This window comes from Antrihabitans spumae (assembly GCF_043944905.1).
Classification (GTDB): domain Bacteria; phylum Actinomycetota; class Actinomycetes; order Mycobacteriales; family Mycobacteriaceae; genus Antrihabitans; species Antrihabitans spumae.
Window position 1 is genome coordinate 52,658 of the sequence record NZ_JBIMSN010000079.1, and the last position, 18,146, is coordinate 70,803.

Sequence of the window (18,146 nt, forward strand, 5' to 3'; positions counted from 1 at the left end):
GGATACTGTCCACGAGCGGTTTACCGCGCGCGTGAGGGTTGTCGAGCAACGTTTCGGAACAAGGAGAGCAGGCCAGTGACCTACATCATCGCTGAACCGTGCGTAGATGTGTTGGATAAGGCATGCATCGAAGAGTGCCCCGTTGATTGCATCTACGAGGGTGGTCGGATGCTCTACATCCATCCCGACGAATGCGTCGACTGTGGGGCGTGCGAGCCGGTCTGCCCGGTCGAAGCGATCTTCTACGAGGACGACACCCCGGATCAGTGGACCGGATACATCAACGCAAATGTCGATTTCTTCGACGAGCTCGGCTCGCCTGGCGGCGCCGCGAAGCTCGGGAAGGTCGACTACGATCCGCCGTTCGTCAAGGCTCTGCCGCCCATGAGCGAGGGCTAGTTGGCCCGCACGCCGGTCTCGGCCATCCTGCCCGATTTTCCTTGGGACACAATTGCTTCCGCGAAAGCGCTGGCGCAGTCCCATCCGGACGGGATCGTCGATCTCTCGGTCGGTGCGCCGGTAGATCCGGTCGACGGGACTATCCGTGACGCGTTGGCGTCCGTCTCGGCGGTGTCGGGTTACCCGACAACACACGGCACCCGCGAACTGCGGGTCGCCGCCGTCGAATCGTTGCAGCGGCGCTACGGCATAACAGGTCTCGACGAGCAGGCTGTGCTGCCGGTCATCGGCACCAAAGAACTCATCGCGTGGCTACCGCGGTTGCTCGGCCTCGGTTCCGACGACCTGGTCGTCACTCCGGAGCTTGCTTACCCGACCTACGAGGTCGGCGCGTTGTTGGCCGGGGCGCGAGTTGTCCGCGCCGACGGGTTGACGCAACTCGGCCCGGATTCGCCTGCGCTGATCTTCGTCAACTCGCCGTCCAACCCGACCGGCAAGGTGCTGCCCGTCGACCATCTTCGCAAGGTTGTCGCCTACGCCCGCGAACGTGGTGCGATCGTCGCATCCGACGAGTGCTACCTGGGTCTGACCTGGGAGGGCGAAGCGCCGTCGATACTCGACGACCGAGTCTGCGACGGCGACCACACAGGACTTCTTGCCATCCACTCGCTGTCGAAAACCTCCAACCTCGCGAGTTACCGCGCCGGCTTCGTGACGGGTGACGCCGCTCTGGTTGCCGAATTGCTCGCGGTCCGCAAGCACGCGGGCATGATGGTGCCGTTCCCGGTGCAGGCAGCCATGACGGCGGCACTGATCGCCGACGATCACGAGGCTGAGCAGCGCGAACGCTACCGGGCGCGGCGGACGGCCCTGCTTGCCGCGCTTCGTGACGCAGGCTTTGCGGTCGACCTGTCCGAAGCCGGCCTCTACCTGTGGACCACGCGCGGCGAAGCATGCCGCACGACTGTCGACTGGTTCGCCGAGCGCGGGATCCTCGTCGCCCCGGGCGAGTTCTACGGTCCGAGCGGCGCGAAGCATGTGCGGATCGCCCTGACTGCGACCGATGAGCGAATCGCAGCGGCCGTGGACAGGTTGTCGGTGGAGTAGGCAACTATGGAAGTGTGCTCTTTGCCGAGATAGTCGCCACCTCAGCCGCGGTCGGAAGTACTCGTTCGCGGAAGGCCAAGATCGAATCGCTCGCCACGTTGCTGCGGGCTTTGGCGCCGGAGGAGATCGAACCGGCCGTCGCGTGGCTTGCGGGCGAACCTCGGCAGCGGCGTATCGGCACAGGTTGGCGCACGCTGACCGATCTGCGTGTCGATCCCGCGGATGCACCGTCGCTCACGGTTCTGGCCGTCGACTCGATGATCGAGGAACTTGCTGGGTTGTCCGGGTCCGGGTCGGTGCTGCGCAGGCGCGAACTGGTCGGTGCATTGTTCGCCGCGGCGACCGCAGACGAGCAGAGTTTCGTCATCCGTCTGCTCACCGGTGAACTACGGCAGGGCGCACTGGTCGGAATCATGACCGACGCCGTCGCCACCGCTGCCGGGTTGCCGATCGCCCCGGTACGTCGGGCGTTTATGTTGTCCGGCGCTCTCCCGACGACGGCGGTCGCGGCGTTGCGCGGAGGCATCGACGAACTGTCGAAGTTCGAACTCGAAGTCGGGCGTCCTGTGCAGCCGATGCTGGCCTCACCCGCCGAGGGCCTCGCCGATGCGCTTGCCGAACTCGGTGCCGACATCAGCGTCGAGTACAAGATGGACGGCGCCCGAATCCAGGTGCACCGCAACGGTGACGAGGTGCGGATCTTCACCCGCACCCTGCGCGAGATCACGCCGAGCGTCCCGGAGTTGGTCTCGCTCGTGCAGGCCCTGCCGTGCGAGTCCGTCGTACTGGACGGCGAAACTCTTGCTCTCGCCGACAGTGGCCGACCCCGGCCGTTCCAGGAGACGATGAGCCGATTCGGTGCTGACACAGGCGAATTGCTGCTGCACCCCTACTTCTTCGATTGTCTGTACCTCGACGGCGTAGACCTGTTGGACGAACCGTTGTCGGCCAGGCTCGACGCGCTCGAGCGAGCGGCGCCGGATCATCGAATTCCGTCGGTGCAACGGCCGACCGACGAAGCAGCGACCGACTATCTGGTTGCTGCCCTGCGCGACGGTCACGAAGGCGTCATGGTGAAATCGCTCGCTGCGCCGTACGCCGCTGGACGTCGCGGTCGAACGTGGCAGAAAGTGAAGCAGGTCCACACGATCGACCTGGTTGTGCTCGGCGCCGAGTGGGGATATGGGCGACGGACGGGGTTGCTGTCCAACCTGCATCTCGGCGCGCGCGATCCCGACGGCGGCCCGCCGATCATGGTCGGCAAGACCTTCAAAGGCCTCACCGACAAGTTGCTCGCGTGGCAGACCGAGGAATTCCCGAAACACGAGAGCAGCCGCGACGCGCAGACCGTCTACCTAAGGCCGGAGATCGTCGTCGAAATCGAGTTGGACGGCGTGCAGGTGAGTCGGCGCTATCCGGGGGGAGTGGCGCTGCGGTTCGCACGGGTCCTGCGGTACCGACCCGACAAGGATGCCCGCGATGCCGACACCATCGACACGGTGCGAGCTCTGCTGCCGGGTTAACTTTGGGGTACGCCCTAGGCCGCCACGAGGTCGCTGTTGCGTCGGCGTTTCTCCAGGTCCCAGTTGCGGAGCAGCACGTCGGTGGCGAAGCTGGCATCGAGCGGTTCACCGGACCAATCGGCGGTGACGGCATCGGGTTCGATGTGGCGATAACGGCGGCTGAGGTCGTCGTCATCGCCGGACAGCAGGGTGTAGTCGATTCTGCGTCCGTTGAGGTCGGCGAAGGTGAAGTTCTGATTGCCGTCGGCGGTGATGGTGAACAATCCGTCGTGCAATGCGCGGTGATGTTCACCGCACAGCAGGGTCAAGTTGTCGAGATCGGTCGGACCGCCCCGCGAGAAGTAGACAACGTGGTGCGCATGCAGAAACCTAGTGCGGCCGCAGCCCGGCACCGTGCAGCACCGATCCCGGATCACCAACTGCCGCAGCAGGGTTCGACTCGGACGGCGCTGGGACGTGTCCCAGGCGATGGTCGGCCCGAGACGACCGTGACGGATCAGCCGCACCGACGCGGTGCACAACACCGCCTCCAGAGTCTGCGAATCGAGACCGGGTCCGTCGTCGAGGTGCGCATCCGATGTGTCGAGTGGCGTGCCGTCGGGTCCGACATGAACCAACACATCCGCAGCAGGAGACACAACCGGAGAAGCGGTAGTGCCGGCGCAGATCATCTCCGCCATCGCCACCATCGCGGGAACCGGGTTCGAGGGTGCGGGTGCGGTGCGGTCGGGTTCAGGGGTATCAGGTCCCGTCGCGTCGGTGCGGGTGCGTTCGTACTCCGCACGCGTGAGGGCGGCGAGGAATCGGGCACCGTCCTCGGGACGGAATCGGGCGGACACGACCAGGTAGCCGTCGTCGTCGTAGAACCAACGCCCACCAGCACGGTCGGTGTCGGTGTCGGTGTCGGTGGTGCGGGTTTGTCGGACGAGGCCGCGGACGAGCCGGTCCAGGTGTGCCGCCGGTGCTTGCAGGGCGATGCGCAGCAACGATTCTTCGGTGTGCAGTGTGGCGACGCGGGTGAGGGCACGGACTTTGGAGTAGGACACCCTGCCCTCGGCGAACGCCTGTGCAATGCGCGGTAACACGGTCACGGCGTTCGCGACGCGGACCTGTTCACGAGCGGTGTGCAGGCTGACACCGGCTTTCCAGGACAGCCAGTGGGCGGCGGAATGCAGTTGCCACCCGGCCCAGCCGCGGCGGGCGTCGAATTCGGCCAGCAGGGTCAGGAATCGTGCGGTGGCGGCGGCGATCTGGCCGGCGAGGGTGCAGATTTCGGTTTCGATCTCTTCGATCGGCCGTTGTGTCGGTAGTGCTGTCGGTAGTTGTGCGGTGGTGTTCATCGAATCTCCCCGGTTTCGATAGAACTGATGTTCGACAAACCTATCGCGACCCACCGACAGAAACATGATCGCCGGAAACGTCCCCGCGGGGACGTCGGAACCCAGATCGCGCGTCCCCGCGGGGACGCCGTAGCGGTGCGACCGGGCGACGCGGGACGACCTCTAAAATCAGCCGCAGGCCGACTCCGGCACCAAGTTCGTCGGTGCGCGGACACCGAGCCGCTGAGCACCTGAGCCGCCGAGCCCACCGAGTCGCCGACAAGAACGGGCCATCGAGCGTCCCCGCGGGGACGTGCCGAACATCCGTGCGCCGAGTCGACCGCGCAGTCACCACGTCAACTGCGGGCGTTGGGGTTAGCCTGGAGTATGGACGCGATTACAGCGGTTCCGTCGCCAATGAACGAGCCGGTCCATACCTACGCGCCCGGCAGTCCCGAGCGCGAACGTCTTCGAGCCGCGCTCACCGTGATCGCCGACAACCCCGTCGATGTGCCGCTGGTGATCGGCGGCGACCGTCGAGCAGGCAGTGGCGCGCGGTCCGACATCGTCGCACCACACCGGCACAGTCAGGTGCTCGGCACCATCTCCGAGACGACTCACGCCGAGGCTGCTGCCGCGATCGACGCCGCGACGGCCGCAGCAGCGGATTGGCGCGCGTTGCCGTTCGACGAGCGCGCTGCTGTGCTGCTCCGGGCCGCGGACCTACTCGCGGGACCGTGGCGCGAGACGATCGCGGCGGCAACGATGCTCGGGCAGTCGAAAAGCGTGCAGCAGGCTGAGATCGATGCGCCGTGCGAACTGGTCGACTTCTGGCGGTACAACGTCGCCTTCGCGCGCGACATTCTTGCGCAGCAACCGATTTCGTCGCCCGGAGTGTGGAACAGGCTCGAGTACCGACCGCTCGAAGGATTCGTCTACGCCATCACGCCGTTCAACTTCACTGCGATCGCGGGCAATCTCCCGACAGCGCCGGCGTTGATGGGCAATACGGTCGTCTGGAAACCGTCGCCGACGCAGACGGTCGCCGCATACGCGACGATGCGATTGCTCGAAGCCGCTAGTCTGCCACCCGGGGTGATCAATCTGGTGACTGGCAACGGGTCCGACCTTTCGGAGGTCGCTTTGGTGGACCGGCGGCTTGCAGGAATCCATTTCACCGGATCCACCAAGACTTTTCAGTACCTGTGGCGCAAAGTCGGTGAGAACATCAGCGGCTACCGCAGCTATCCAAGACTGGTTGGGGAGACGGGAGGGAAGGACTTCGTCGTCGCGCACTCGTCGGCGAGTCCTGACGCAGTGCGGACCGCTCTTGTTCGCGGTGCCTTCGAGTATCAAGGTCAGAAGTGTTCGGCAGCATCACGCGCTTACATTGCGCGCTCGGTGTGGAACCGGATGAGTGCCGATTTTCTGGCGGAGGTCGACGAACTGACCTACGGCGACGTGACGGACCTGTCGAATTTCGGTGGTGCCCTGATCGACCGTCGGGCCTACGACAAGAACGTCGCAGCGATCGAACGGGCAAGGGCTGCAGCGGGAGTCGACATCGCAGTCGGTGGAAGCTACGACGATGCCGAGGGCTACTTCGTGCGGCCGACCGTATTGGTGGCGACCGATCCACACGACGAGGCGTTTGCCACCGAGTATTTCGGTCCGATCCTCAGCGTGCACGTGTACGACGATTCGGTGGCGGGCTCGTTCGAAGCCGTTCTCGCGGAGGTGGATTCGGCTGCACCGTACGCGTTGACCGGTGCCGTGCTCGCGGACGACCGCTACGCCGTCGAAACAGCCTCGCAGGCTTTACGATTCGCTGCCGGGAACTTCTACATCAACGACAAACCGACAGGAGCCGTCGTCGGGCAGCAACCCTTCGGCGGCGCGCGGGCATCGGGAACCAACGACAAGGCCGGATCACCGCTGAACCTGCTGCGCTGGACTTCTCCCCGCACGATCAAGGAGACGTTCGTTCCGCCGACCGACTACCGGTACCCCCACATGCAGGGCGGCTCGGAATGACCATCCTGTCGAATCCGCTGCGGCCTGCGATCCTTGCGGCGGCACGTTCGTCGAAGCTGAAGGCGGCGTTGACGAAGGCGCCTGTGACGAGGCGGATCGTCACTCGCTTCATCGCGGGCGAGACGCGGCCGGAGGTATTGAAAGTCGTTGCAGCGCTCCTCGAATCGGGACGCACGATCAGCATCGACTTTCTCGGCGAAGACACCACCGACCGCGCGCAGGCGGACGCCACAGTGGGTGAGTACCTCGCGTTGCTCGACGACTTGGCTGGGTTGCGACTGCCGGCCTCGATTGATCTCAACAACGAGATCGCCCCGCTCGAAGTGTCGATGAAGCTGTCGGCTTTGGGTCAGGCCCTACCTGTCGACGGCGACGCAATCGCGACGGCGAATGCACGGACGGTGTGCGAACACGCTCAGCGGCTTGGGATCTGGGTGACTGTCGATGCCGAGGATCACACCACAACCGAGTCGACATTGCGGATCGTCCGTGAGTTGCGAACCGAGTTTCCCTGGCTCGGTACGGTTCTGCAGTCCTATCTTCGGCGAACCGAAGCCGACTGCCGGGAGCTGGCAGGTCCGGGCTCGCGCATTCGGCTCTGCAAGGGCGCGTATCGAGAGCCGGAATCGGTTGCCTACCAGAGCAGATCGGACGTCGATGCGTTGTATCGACGCTGTCTCGAGATCCTGATGCTCGGCGCAGGCTATCCGATGGTCGCGTCGCACGATCCCGAGATCATCGCTGCCGCAGGCGATATGACTCGTCGCACCAACCGTGGCCGCGACACCTTCGAGCATCAGATGCTGTTCGGCATCCGTGACGTCGAGCAACTGCGTCTCGCGGCCGAGGGATACGCGATGCGCGTCTACGTGCCGTACGGCGCGCAGTGGTACGGCTACTTCATGCGCAGGCTTGCCGAGCGACCGTCGAACCTCAGGTTCTTCCTACGTTCGATCGCGACGGTACGGTGAGTCGGTGTTGTTGCGATCATTGGACCCCTTCGCCGTTGCAGGCGGTTACGACATCCCGGATGCCGTCACCATCGGCGATGCCGTACTTTCCCGCAGTGATCTGATCGGCGCCGCGACGTCGGTTGCAGAACGTATCGCCCGCGCCGACCGCGTTGCGGTGCTCGCGAAACCGACGCCGCGGACAGTTCTCGCGATTCTGGGATGCCTGATCGCCGGCGTCACCGTCGTACCGATCCCGCCGGATTCGGGGCCGACCGAGGTCGAGCATTTCCTCCGAGATTCCGGTGCGCAGGCGTGGCTCGGCGAGGCGCCGGGCGAGACCGATTTGCCGGTCGTCCCCGTCCGTCTGCACGCCCGCTCGTGGCACACCTACCCGGAACCGGCGCCATCGAGCGTTGCCTTCATCCTCTACACCTCAGGCACGACCGGGCAGCCGAAAGGCGTGCTGCTCAGCAGAAAGGCGATCGCCGCAGGGCTCGACGCACTCGCGGACGCGTGGGCCTGGACGCCCAAAGATGTTCTGGTGCATGGACTTCCGCTGTTTCACGTGCACGGCCTGATCCTCGGTCTGCTCGGTCCGCTTCGGGTCGGCAGCCCAGTGATACACACCGGCAAACCGACGCCGGACGCCTATGCGGCCGCCAAGGGATCGCTGTACTTCGGGGTTCCGACGGTGTGGTCGAGAATCGCGGACGATCCAGAGGCCGCCCGCGCGCTGAGCGGTGCCAGGCTTCTCGTCTCGGGCAGCGCGCCACTTCCCGTTCCTGTTTTCGACAGGCTGACCGAACTCACCGGGCACGCTCCCGTCGAGCGATATGGCATGAGCGAAACGATGATCACGCTGTCGACCCGAGCGGACGGCGAGCGTCGTCGCGGCTGGGTCGGCACGCCCGTCGCCGGCGTCGAGACTCGACTGCGCGACGACTCGGACAACGACGTACCGCACGACGGCGAGAGCGTCGGCGGCCTGCAGGTGCGCGGACCGATGCTCTTCGACGGCTACCTCGGCCGGCCCGACGAGACCGCCCGCAACTGGACCGAGGACGGCTGGTTCAAGACCGGCGACGTCGCGGTCGTCGACGCCGACGGCTTTCACCGAATCGTCGGGCGCGAGTCGACCGACCTGATCAAATCCGGCGGCTACCGCATCGGGGCCGGTGAGATCGAGACCGCGCTGCTCGGGCATCCGCAGGTCGCCGAAGCTGCTGTGATCGGCGTTCCCGATTCGGATCTGGGTCAGCGGATCGTCGCGTACGTGGTTCCACGCGCCGGTGAAGCTGTCGTCGCCGATGTCCTGATCGACTTCGTCGCAAAGGAACTGTCCGCGCACAAGCGTCCGCGGAGCGTCGTCGTCGTCGAGTCACTGCCACGCAACGCGATGGGCAAGGTGCAGAAGAAGCTGCTCGGCGACCAGTAGTAGTACTAGAGCGCTCACTCCGCTGGAAGTGCCAGCGCCACAGTCAATTCGAGGATCATCCGCGGATCCTCGAGGCGCTCGCCGTACAGGTCACGCAACTGGCCCATGCGATATCGGACGGTCTGCGGATGGACGAACAGCGCGGCAGCGACGTTGTCACGATTGCCTTGGTGCAACAGCCACGCCCGCAGGGTTTCTGCAAGCCGCTCGGCGGTGTTCGGTCGCAGCGTCGCCAGGGGAGCGAGCACTTGGTGACGCAGATCGGCAAGCGCTTCGGCGTCGGCGCCGAGGACGAGTTCGGCGAGGCGAGCGTCGGTATCGACGACCTTCGCGTCGGTGGACCGAGGCAGCGCACGACCACGGAGGACGCGCCGATAGGACGTCAGCACATCGGTCCACACCCGTGCCGGACCGACGACTGCATCGTGACCGTCCAGCGCGTGCAGTAGGCGAGGCCTGTCGATGCCGCCGAGATCCGGGACGAGGAGTACGGCCACGGTGTCGGCCGCGTCGACGCCGGGTAGGTCTTCCACAAGTTGCAGCGTGGTGTTCGGCAGACCGACCATGACGGTACGGACCTGCTCGACCGGCAGTGCGACGGCTGTGAGGGTCTCGGGTGGGGTCCAGTCAGCACGCTCGGCGCTGGCGACCAGCTTCTCGATCGCGGCTCCGGTGAGCAGATCCTTACCGAGCCTGTCGAGGTAACGCTGGCGTACGCGACCCGACGTTGCGAGTTCGTCGGTGTGGCCGGACGCGCTCGACGCGGAGAGGCTGTCGATGTACTCGAAGACCAACTCCGCGAATTTCGCCATCGTCGGTGCGGGTAGTCCACCGGCGACGGCGGTCGTCGACAGCTCACGCCACGCGACCCGAGCACCGACTCGGTAGGCAGACAGCAGCGCGTCCATCGTTCGGCCGTTGCGTGCCTCGCCGCGCCCGAGTTCGTAAGCGGCGTCCAACGCCGGTGCCAGCGGCGAGCCGGGATCGGAGTGTTTCGACCGCGCAGCCAAGCGCAGAAATACGGCGAGCGCCATACGAACCGCGTTTTCGATGTTGTGGCCCATCGTTCCGGTGAGTGCGCCGGTGTAGCTGGGAACTTCGACGATGATGGCGGCGACGGTGTGCTCGGCTACCGATGGAAGACCGGCCTGTAGTGCGGCGATGATGTCGCCGTCCAGTTCGAGGTCGGAGACAGCGCGGTACTCGCGGGCTGGTTCGTTCTCGGGTTTCGGCAACGCACTTCCTCAAAAACTATTCATTACGAACAAATGTGACGTAGTCGTTCACGTTCACAGGACAAGAGTTTATACCCGTGAGTAGGCGAGGCTTGTTCTATGACAACGATTGCGACCAGGACCGCAGCTAGGACGACTACAAAGCTGCGCGACCGCGCAGTCAAGTTCGCGGAGCTTGTCACAACTCCGTTGGTTCCCGCCGACTACCTCGGCATCGTCAACCCGCTGCTGTTCGGCACCGAGCTACGAGGCCGGATCGTGGCGATCCGGCGCGAGACCCGCGACGCCGCGACGATCGTCATCAAGCCGGGCCGCGGTTGGAAGGTCCATACGCCGGGCCAGTACATCCGCGTCGGCGTCGACGTCGACGGGGTCAGGCAGTGGCGTGCATACTCGCTCACCTCCGACATCGGTCGCGTCGACGGCAACATCACGATCACCGTCAAAGCGATCCCGAACGGAAAAGTCAGCAACCACCTGGTCCGCGAGGCCAAAGTTGGCACGATCGTCCAGCTCGACCACGCTACAGGTGACTTCACACTCGGAGCCGACTTGCCGCGGAAGGTGCTCTTCCTTACCGCTGGCAGCGGCATCACGCCGGTGATGGGCATGCTGCGCAACCACGTCGATCGACTCGACGACGTCGTCATCGTGCACTCGGCACCGACGTCGGACGACGTGATCTTTGCGGGCGAATTGCGTGAACTCGCCCGTGCCGGTCGCATTCGGCTGATCGAGAGGCACACCGATTCCGACGGAATGCTCGACGTTGCCGAACTCGACGAACTCGTCGGCGACGTCGCCGATCGCGAGACCTGGGCATGTGGACCCGCCGGGATGCTCGACGCAGTCGAACAACGGTGGTCCGACGACGGCATCGCCGATCGCCTCCACACCGAACGCTTCCGGGCAACCGTCATCGCCGCGGGTGAAGGCGGGACCGTGACGTTCGCACGATCGGACACAGTCGTCGAAGCCGAAGGTTCACAGACATTGCTCGACGCAGGCGAAGCCGCCGGGGTCATCATGCCGTCCGGATGCCGTATGGGCATCTGCTTCGGCTGCGTCGTTCCACTACGCGAAGGAGCCGTTCGCGATCTGCGAAACGGCGACATCACCACCGCCGCAACAGGCGACGGGGTACTGATTCAAACGTGTGTGGCGGCAGCTGCCGGCTCCTGCGACATCGATCTCTGACATCGATCTCCAACACCCCGCGAAGGGCATCTCATGACCACACTGCAGAAGAAGCCGAACAATCCGATCGCTCACCTGTCCGCCGAAGATATCGAAGAGCTTGGTCAATCGCTCGACGCCATCCGCCAGGACGTGCTCGACAATCGTGGCGAGCGAGACGCCGCCTACATCCGCAAGGTCATCGACTTTCAGCGCAAGCTGGAACTCGGTAGTCGGGGCGTCCTCCTTGTCTCGCTGTTTCCGCCCGCATGGCTCGCAGGCACCGTCGGGCTGTCGATTTCCAAGATCATCGAGAACATGGAAATCGGCCACAACGTAATGCACGGTCAGTGGGACTGGATGCGCGACTCCAAGATCCACTCGACCACGTGGGAATGGGACAACGCGTCGCCGTCGGAGCTGTGGAAACACGGTCACAACGAACTTCACCACACCTACACCAATGTCATCGGCAAGGACAACGACCTCGGTTACGGCATCATGCGCGTCGACGAGGAACAGCGTTGGATGCCGTTCTATCTGGCGCAGCCGCTGTGGAACTTCGTCAACGCGTGCTTCTTCGAATATGGCATCGCCGCTTACGACCTGGAGATCGGTAAATACCTCCAAGGCCGCAAGGATGAAGCCGAATTCAAGGCAGCTCGCAACAAAGTCCTGCGCAAGATTCGGCAGCAGATGACCAAAGACTATGTGGTGCATCCGCTCCTGTCTGGTCCGTCGGCGTTGACGACATTGACCGCGAACCTGACGGCGAACCTGGTCCGCAATCTGTGGACCCACTCGGTCATCATGTGCGGCCACTTTCCCGAGGGTGTCGAGACGTTCGAAAAGAAATCGATCGACGGCGAAACCCGTGGCGAGTGGTACCTGCGACAGATGCTCGGGTCCGCGAACATTTCCGGCGGTCGGGTCATGCACTTCATGTCCGGCAACCTCTCGTTCCAGATCGAGCATCACCTGTTCCCGGATCTGCCGAGCAACCGGTACGCCGAGATCGCGCCGAAGGTGCAGGCACTGTTCGACCGGTACGGCTTGACCTACACCAGTGGCTCGCTCGTCCAGCAGGTCGGATCGGCGTGGAAGAAGGTCTTCCGACTCTCGCTTCCGAACGATTTCGCGCGCAAAGCCACCTCGACGCTGAATCCAGGAAATTTGGTGCAAATGGTGTTCCGCGATACCAAACAGGAGAGCATCGCCGCCTGATTTCTGAATAGGCGAGTCGAATTGCTTTACCGAATATCGAAATTGTAAAAATGTTAAGACAAGCGAAATTGTTTCGGTAGACGAGTATCAATTCGGTACGCGAATTCGCGCACAGGCCGGGTCGGCGTCGAGGATGATGTTTCGATGGCGACCGCGGCGAACGAGACCACGAAGAAGTCGAGTCGGCGGGCAGCCCCCGCTCCCGGGGTACCGGAATCGAACGGCAGGGCAGGCACCGATCACGCCGAACCGTCCAAGGTGTCGGTCGACGCGGCGATGCCGATCCGAAGTCCGTTCCCGCCGATCGACGAGTACGCATTCCTATCCGACTGCGAGACGATGGCTCTCATCGCACCGAACGGCGCCGTCGAGTGGATGTGCGCCCCGCGGCCTGATTCGCCGAGCGTGTTCGGAGCGATACTCGACCGCAGTGCAGGTCACTTCAGAGTCGGTCCGTACGGCCAAAATGTGCCCGCCGCGCGGCACTACCGTCCCGGTGGTCTGATCGTCGAGACGACCTGGCAGACCGAAACCGGTTGGCTCACAGTGCACGATGCGCTCATCATGGGTGGCTGGCACAACACCGACAAGCGCTCGAAGACCCATCGCCGTGCACCGACGGATTGGGATGCCGAGCACATCCTGCTCCGAATGGTGAAATGTGTAAGTGGCACAGTGGAACTCGAGGTCAGCTGCGAGCCGGCCTTCGACTACCACCGGCAGTCGGCAAAGTGGGAATACACCGGTGAGGTCTACGAAGAGGCGACCGCGACGTGTGCCGGCAGCAAGGACGGCTCGCAACCCACACTCAAGCTGACGACGAACCTGCGCCTCGGCTTGGAAGGCCGCGAGGCCCAGGCACGCACTCGAATGGTCGAGGGTGACGAAGCCTTCGTCGCGCTGTCGTGGTCGCCTCTACCCGCGCCGAAGACGCAAGAGGAAGCCGCCCAGAAGATGTGGCAGACCTCGGAATGCTGGCGACAGTGGCTCACGATCGGCAAGTTCCCCGACCACCCGTGGCGGGGCTACCTGCAGCAGAGTGCTCTTGCCCTCAAGGGCCTCACCTACGCCCCGACGGGTGCGCTTATGGCCGCTGCTACGACCTCACTGCCCGAAACCCCTGGCGGCGTGCGCAACTGGGACTACAGATACGCGTGGGTCCGCGATTCGACCTTCGCGCTGTGGGGTCTGCACACGCTCGGGCTCGACCGCGAGGCCAACAACTTCTTCCACTTCCTCTCCGACGTAGCCGAAGACGAAGACGGCAACTTGCAGACGCTGCAGGTCATGTACGGCCTCGGCGGCGAGCGCATGCTGGAGGAATCCGAACTCTCGCACCTGCACGGTTACGACGGCGCTCGGCCCGTACGAATCGGCAACGGTGCGTACAACCAAGCGCAGCACGATATCTGGGGCACGATGCTCGACTCGGTCTACCTGCACGTGCGTTCCCGCGAGCACGTGCCGGAGTCGTTGTGGCCGCTGCTCAAACGGCAGGTCGAAGAGGCGATCAAACACTGGCAGGATCTTGATCGCGGCATCTGGGAGGTCAGGGGCGAGCCGCAGCATTTCGTATCGTCGAAGGTGATGTGCTGGGTCGCACTCGATCGTGGCTCGAAACTTGCTGCGCTGCATGGGGAAAAGTCCTACGCCCAGCAGTGGGCCGAGATCGCCGAAGAGATCAAGGCCGACATCTTGGCCAACGGCGTCGACAAGCGCGGCGTGTTCATCCAGCGTTACGGCGACGATTCACTCGACGCGTCGGCACTGCTGATCCCGCTGCTGAGATTTATGCCTGCCGACGACAAACGCGTCAAGGCAACAGTTCTCGCGATCGCCGACGAACTCACGGTCGACGGACTTGTCCTGCGCTACAAGGTGGACACGACGGACGACGGCTTGGAAGGCGAAGAGGGTACGTTCACGATCTGTTCGTTCTGGCTCGTGTCGGCGCTGGTCGAGATCGGCGAACTGCGACGAGCAAAGCAACTTTGTGAGCGCCTGCTTGCCTTCGCAAGTCCGCTGAAGTTGTACGCCGAGGAGATCGACACCGCGACAGGTCGGCACCTCGGCAACTTCCCGCAGGCCTTCACCCACCTGGCGCTGATCAACGCGGTCGTCCACGTGATCCGTGCCGAGCAGGATGTCGCGGCGGGGGAGTTCCAGCCCGCGCATCATTAGCCCCTGTCGACTGCTACAAACGACGAAGGCGCCCACCGGATTCCGGTGGGCGCCTTCGTCGTGTCGGGCTACTTGTGCGGCAGCTCGTGATGGCCGCCGAATGCCTTACGCATAGCGGAGAGGACCTTGTCCGCATACAGCGATTCGCCACGTGATGAGAAGCGCTGGAACAGCGATGCAGCCAACACCGGCACCGGAACGCCTTCGTCGATGGCGGCGTCGATCGTCCACCGGCCCTCGCCCGAGTCGGAGACCCGACCACCGTAGGAGTCGAGCGTCGGGTCCGAATAGAGTGCTGCCGCAGTGAGATCGAGCAACCACGACGCGACGACGGACCCGCGCCGCCAGACCTCGGTGACTTCCTTCAGATCGATGTCGTACTGGTAGAGCTCCGGCTGCTCGAGCGGCGTCTCTTCCGCCGAGAATTCGCCTGCCTCACGCGACCCGATGTTCGCCTTGTGCAAGATGTTCATGCCTTCGGCATAGGCCGCCATCGCGCCGTACTCGATGCCGTTGTGCACCATCTTCACGAAGTGGCCGGCACCAGCCGGACCGCAGTGCAGATAGCCCTGCTCCGAGGTCGAGGGCTCGCCTTCGCGGCCGGGCGTGCGTTCCACCTCGCCGACACCGGGAGCGATCGACTTGAGGATCGGATCGAGATGCGCCACCTGCTCGTTCTCGCCGCCGATCATCAGACAGAAGCCACGCTTGAGGCCGAACACACCACCCGAGGTGCCGATATCGATGTAGTGAATACCCTTGGGCTTCAAGGCCTTCGCGCGCTTGATGTCCTCGTGGTAGCGACTGTTGCCGCCGTCGATGATGATGTCGCCAGGTTCGAGCAACGCGGCGAGCTGATCGATCACACGACCCGTGATGCCGGCGGGGATCATCACCCACGCCACTCGCGGCTTCTCGAGTTTGGCTACGAAGTCCTCCATCGAGGTCGCACCGATGGCACCTTCGCCTTCGAGTTCCTTCACCGCATCGGCATTCATGTCGAACACCACAGCGGTGTGTCCGTCCTTTGCGATGCGGCGCACGATGTTCGCACCCATCCGGCCGAGACCAACCATTCCGAGCTGCATCACAAAACCCTTTCGTTCCTGATCGTCGAACTCGCTGTCATGCCTTCTTGCTCCGCCACACACGTTCGAACGGAAGTCGCCACGCGCGCGGCGCTATCAGCTGGTGGATCGCATTCGGACCCCACGACCCCGGCTCGTACCCGCGGACCGGTGGTGGATCGTCGAGCAGCGGCTGCGATACCTCCCAAAGTCGTTCGATACCAGCCGATGTCGTGAACAGGGTGTGGTCGTTGTGCATCGCGTCGAGGATGAGGCGTTCGTAGGCTTCCAGCACATCGCCGACCCGCTCGGTTTCCTGCATCGCGAACTGCAGGCTGAGCTTGTCGAGCTTCATACCAGGGCCGGGACGCTTGCCGTAGAAGGACAGCGACATCTTCGACGCGTCGGCGAGGTCGAACGTCAGGTGATCGGGTCCGTGCGCGCCGACGCCGGAACCCGTTGGGAACATACTCTTCGGCGGTTCGCGGAAAGCGATGGAAATGATGCGTTGACCGTCGGCGAGATACTTGCCCGTGCGCAGATAGAACGGAACTCCTGCCCAGCGCCAGTTGTCGATCTCGGCTTTGAGGGCGACGAACGTCTCGGTATCGGACTCCGGCGACGCACCGGGTTCGTCTCGGTACCCGCGAACCTGGCCACGAACGACGGTGCTCGCGTCGAGCGGACGCATCGAACGGAAGACCTTGTTCTTCTCCTCGCTGATGGCGGCCGGTGCAAGTTCGGTCGGTGGTTCCATTGCCATGAACGCAAGAATCTGGAACAGGTGCGTCACCACCATGTCCTTGAAAGCGCCTGTGGGCTCGTAGAAAGCAGCTCGGCCCTGGAGCGTGAGCTTCTCCGGCACATCGATCTGGATGTGCTCGATGAAGTTCCGATTCCAGATCGGCTCGAACAAACCGTTCGCGAACCTGAACGCGAGGATGTTCTGTGCCGCTTCCTTGCCGAGAAAGTGATCGATCCGGAAGACCTGCTCCTCGGCGAAGATCTCGTGAATGGATGCATTGAGCTGTTTGGCGCTTTCGAGATCGGTGCCGAAGGGCTTCTCCATGATGATCCGTGCGTGCTTCACCAGGTCGGCTTCCTCGAGCGTCTTCAGCACCGCTGTTGCCGCCCTCGGCGGAACGCTGAGGTAGTGCAGCAGCCGTACGTCGCCTGCCAGCTTGCCTGCCTGCTCGCGGACCACGGCAGACAAGGCCTCCGGACCGTCCGCGGTCGGGACGAAGCAGATCGTCTCCTCGAACTTCTCCCATTCCTCCGGAAGGATCGGGCGACTGGAGAACTCGTGACAGGCCTCCTTCGCGATGGCGCGAAACTTCTCGGTGTCCAAGTCCTCCAGCGACGTTCCCACGATGCGCAGGTCAGGTGCGAGCTTGGACATCGAAAGGTGAAACATGCCGGGCAGAAGCTTGCGTCTCGCGAGATCCCCTGTGGCGCCGAACAATACGACGACGTGCGGGTCGGTAGTTCCTGTGCTGCTACTCGACATCGTTCCCCTTCGAAGTCCGTTCGGCCGCCATTGCCGCGCCTACGATTCCCGCCGTGTTCAGCAACGCTGCCGGCACCACAGGTGTTCGATTGTCCAGTCGGTGAATCCACTTGTCGCCCTTGCGGCTAACTCCACCACCTGCGACGAACAGGTCGGGCCACATCAGGTCTTCGATATGGGTCAGAACGAGCGACACCTCTTTGGCCCAGTCCTTGTAGGAGAGTTCGTCACGTTCCTTGATCGACGAGGCCGCGCGGTGTTCGGCCTCCTTGCCATCCACGACCAGATGCCCGAACTCGGTGTTGGGCACCAACTCTCCGTTGGTCATGACCGCCGAGCCGATCCCCGTGCCGAAGGTCAACAAGATCACGACGCCCTTTGCATCCTTGCCTGCGCCGTACTTGTCCTCGGCCAATCCTGCGGCGTCGGCGTCGTTCAGCACGACGACGCTGTTGCCGCCCAACGCGTCTTTGAAAAGGGCGACGGCGTCGGTCCCGATCCAGGACTTGTCGATGTTGGCCGCGGTGCGCGCGACTCCGCCGGTGACGACGGCGGGCAACGTAATGCCAACTGCGCCTTCCCAGCCGAGTTGCTTGACGATCTCGGCGACGGTGCTTGCAACGGCCTCGGGGGTGGCCGGTTGGGGGGTGTCTATTCGAATTCGCTCACCGACGAGCGAACCGTCGGAGAGGTCGACTATCGCACCCTTGACACCGCTACCACCGATATCGATGCCGCATCCCTGATCGCTCATATCGCGCCCCGTTTCTCTCGGCCAGGCGAGCGGATTCCACACTAGGCGCTGACAGTGACGCGTGTACTGCGCTTGGAATCAATTTAGCGATCGATATAGCAAATGTGTGGCCGGAGGCGAACATGTAACGCGGTGTTAGTCGAATGGGCGGAGGAATTGTCAGTTGTTTTTGTGCCTAGCCCAGATCTTTCTCCGGGCTGACGTGCCGGCTTGATCTGTTTCGGATTGGGTT

The 18,146-nt window shown here is 63.7% G+C and carries 14 protein-coding genes; 9 read left to right on the top strand and 5 right to left on the bottom strand.

Going from position 1 to position 18,146, the window contains the following annotated elements:
* The first annotated feature begins 75 nt into the window (after positions 1-75).
* From fdxA to ACHIRB_RS18220, 3 genes are read left to right on the top strand one after another with little or no spacing between them, the layout of a single operon-like run.
* Positions 76-399 (top strand): ferredoxin, encoded by a 324-nt coding sequence (gene fdxA, locus ACHIRB_RS18210; RefSeq protein WP_199705792.1) that lies wholly within the window; start codon positions 76-78, stop codon positions 397-399.
* Positions 400-1,506, top strand: a complete 1,107-nt coding sequence (gene dapC / locus ACHIRB_RS18215; protein WP_395125115.1) for a succinyldiaminopimelate transaminase — start codon at positions 400-402, stop codon at positions 1,504-1,506.
* 14 nt (positions 1,507-1,520) lie between these two features.
* Positions 1,521-3,029, top strand: coding sequence for an ATP-dependent DNA ligase (locus ACHIRB_RS18220; protein WP_395125114.1), 1,509 nt, complete (start codon positions 1,521-1,523; stop codon positions 3,027-3,029).
* Between the two features lie 14 nt (positions 3,030-3,043).
* On the opposite strand, the gene ACHIRB_RS18225 is transcribed toward ACHIRB_RS18220, so the two are convergent.
* Complete coding sequence (locus tag ACHIRB_RS18225; RefSeq protein WP_395125113.1) at positions 3,044-4,369, bottom strand: HNH endonuclease signature motif containing protein; 1,326 nt, start codon at positions 4,367-4,369, stop codon at positions 3,044-3,046.
* A 366-nt stretch (positions 4,370-4,735) separates the two neighbouring features.
* Between ACHIRB_RS18225 and pruA the strand changes: the two genes are divergently transcribed.
* Genes pruA through ACHIRB_RS18240 form a run of 3 tightly spaced genes read left to right on the top strand, consistent with a single transcriptional unit; the run spans position 4,736 to position 8,770 of the window.
* A complete protein-coding gene (gene pruA / locus ACHIRB_RS18230) occupies positions 4,736-6,382 on the top strand; it encodes an L-glutamate gamma-semialdehyde dehydrogenase (protein ID WP_395125112.1) in 1,647 nt (548 codons plus the stop codon).
* Positions 6,379-7,353 carry a proline dehydrogenase family protein gene (locus ACHIRB_RS18235; RefSeq protein WP_395116595.1) on the top strand — a complete coding sequence of 325 codons (975 nt, stop codon included), beginning with the start codon at positions 6,379-6,381 and terminating at the stop codon, positions 7,351-7,353. The genes pruA and ACHIRB_RS18235 overlap by 4 nt, the downstream gene beginning before the upstream one ends.
* A gap of 4 nt (positions 7,354-7,357) precedes the next feature.
* The gene (locus ACHIRB_RS18240) at positions 7,358-8,770 is read left to right on the top strand and encodes an acyl-CoA synthetase (RefSeq protein WP_395116597.1); all 1,413 of its coding nucleotides are present in this window, start codon (positions 7,358-7,360) and stop codon (positions 8,768-8,770) included.
* A gap of 14 nt (positions 8,771-8,784) precedes the next feature.
* On the opposite strand, the gene ACHIRB_RS18245 is transcribed toward ACHIRB_RS18240, so the two are convergent.
* The gene (locus ACHIRB_RS18245; RefSeq protein WP_395116599.1) at positions 8,785-10,005 is read right to left on the bottom strand and encodes a PucR family transcriptional regulator; all 1,221 of its coding nucleotides are present in this window, start codon (positions 10,003-10,005) and stop codon (positions 8,785-8,787) included.
* A 99-nt stretch (positions 10,006-10,104) separates the two neighbouring features.
* On the opposite strand from ACHIRB_RS18245, the gene ACHIRB_RS18250 reads away from it, so the two are divergent.
* From ACHIRB_RS18250 to ACHIRB_RS18260, 3 genes are all read left to right on the top strand, one after another.
* On the top strand, positions 10,105-11,202 hold the full coding sequence (locus ACHIRB_RS18250) for a ferredoxin reductase (RefSeq protein ID WP_395125111.1): 1,098 nt from the start codon (positions 10,105-10,107) through the stop codon (positions 11,200-11,202).
* Between the two features lie 33 nt (positions 11,203-11,235).
* Positions 11,236-12,405 (top strand): fatty acid desaturase family protein, encoded by a 1,170-nt coding sequence (locus ACHIRB_RS18255; RefSeq protein WP_395116603.1) that lies wholly within the window; start codon positions 11,236-11,238, stop codon positions 12,403-12,405.
* A gap of 276 nt (positions 12,406-12,681) precedes the next feature.
* Positions 12,682-14,586, top strand: coding sequence for a glycoside hydrolase family 15 protein (locus ACHIRB_RS18260; RefSeq protein ID WP_395125137.1), 1,905 nt, complete (start codon positions 12,682-12,684; stop codon positions 14,584-14,586).
* A 68-nt stretch (positions 14,587-14,654) separates the two neighbouring features.
* On the opposite strand, the gene gnd is transcribed toward ACHIRB_RS18260, so the two are convergent.
* Genes gnd through ppgK form a run of 3 tightly spaced genes read right to left on the bottom strand, consistent with a single transcriptional unit; the run spans position 14,655 to position 17,914 of the window.
* Positions 14,655-15,674 (bottom strand): phosphogluconate dehydrogenase (NAD(+)-dependent, decarboxylating), encoded by a 1,020-nt coding sequence (gene gnd / locus ACHIRB_RS18265; RefSeq protein WP_395125110.1) that lies wholly within the window; start codon positions 15,672-15,674, stop codon positions 14,655-14,657.
* Between the two features lie 37 nt (positions 15,675-15,711).
* Positions 15,712-17,160 (bottom strand): glucose-6-phosphate dehydrogenase, encoded by a 1,449-nt coding sequence (gene zwf, locus ACHIRB_RS18270; RefSeq protein WP_395127740.1) that lies wholly within the window; start codon positions 17,158-17,160, stop codon positions 15,712-15,714.
* Positions 17,150-17,914 (bottom strand): polyphosphate--glucose phosphotransferase, encoded by a 765-nt coding sequence (ppgK, locus tag ACHIRB_RS18275; RefSeq protein ID WP_395116609.1) that lies wholly within the window; start codon positions 17,912-17,914, stop codon positions 17,150-17,152. Before ppgK ends, zwf begins: the two co-directional genes overlap by 11 nt.
* Positions 17,915-18,146 lie beyond the last annotated feature (232 nt).